Annotated in this window: 1 tRNA gene and 1 rRNA gene; both read left to right on the forward strand. The window is 46.8% G+C overall.

From position 1 onward, the window contains the following. Positions 1–612: ribosomal RNA gene (locus MSG35_RS23965) — 16S ribosomal RNA — on the forward strand; the annotation flags it as partial. Between the two features lie 76 nt (positions 613–688). Next, positions 689–764: transfer RNA gene (locus MSG35_RS23970), tRNA-Ala, on the forward strand. Positions 765–1,161 lie beyond the last annotated feature (397 nt).

Here is a 1,161-nt window from a genome sequence, read left to right on the forward strand (position 1 = left end):
CACAAGCGGTGGAGCATGTGGTTTAATTCGATGCAACGCGAAGAACCTTACCTACTCTTGACATCCAGAGAAGCCAGCGGAGACGCAGGTGTGCCTTCGGGAGCTCTGAGACAGGTGCTGCATGGCTGTCGTCAGCTCGTGTTGTGAAATGTTGGGTTAAGTCCCGCAACGAGCGCAACCCTTATCCTTGTTTGCCAGCGAGTAATGTCGGGAACTCCAGGGAGACTGCCGGTGATAAACCGGAGGAAGGTGGGGACGACGTCAAGTCATCATGGCCCTTACGAGTAGGGCTACACACGTGCTACAATGGCGCATACAGAGGGCAGCAAGCTAGCGATAGTGAGCGAATCCCAAAAAGTGCGTCGTAGTCCGGATTGGAGTCTGCAACTCGACTCCATGAAGTCGGAATCGCTAGTAATCGTGAATCAGAATGTCACGGTGAATACGTTCCCGGGCCTTGTACACACCGCCCGTCACACCATGGGAGTGGGCTGCAAAAGAAGTGGGTAGTTTAACCTTTCGGGGAGGACGCTCACCACTTTGTGGTTCATGACTGGGGTGAAGTCGTAACAAGGTAGCCCTAGGGGAACCTGGGGCTGGATCACCTCCTTATACGAAGATATTTACGATGAGTACCCACACAGATTGATGGTTTAATAAGTTAAGAGTAGGAAATACTTTTCCAGATGGGGCTATAGCTCAGCTGGGAGAGCGCCTCGCTGGCAGCGAGGAGGTCTGCGGTTCGATCCCGCATAGCTCCACCATCTTTAAGTGTTCTTCCTTAAGAATCTTTAAAAATGGTTATTTCTTTTGAAATATCTAGCTCTTTAACAATTTGGAAAGCTGACTGATTGATTACTTACGAGTAATTCAATCAAATTTAAAAGTTCTCAATGTTTATCTTTCATTAGATAAACACAACAAACACATTCAAGTGTCTTGTATTCGATTCAAACTTGTTTGAATCACAATTGAGTCCGGCAAACAGTTATCAAGAATTAACCCTTCTTGATGACAACCAAAAACCTTGGTTAGTTGCCATACGCTTATTTGTCTTCACTTTTTAAAGTGAAAGCAAATAGAAACCCTTTCGGGTTGTATGGTTAAGTGACTAAGCGTACACGGTGGATGCCTTGGCAGTCAGAGGCGATGAAAGGCGTA

It is taken from the genome of Vibrio sp. 1CM23M (assembly GCF_023161755.1).
Classification (GTDB): domain Bacteria; phylum Pseudomonadota; class Gammaproteobacteria; order Enterobacterales; family Vibrionaceae; genus Vibrio; species Vibrio coralliirubri.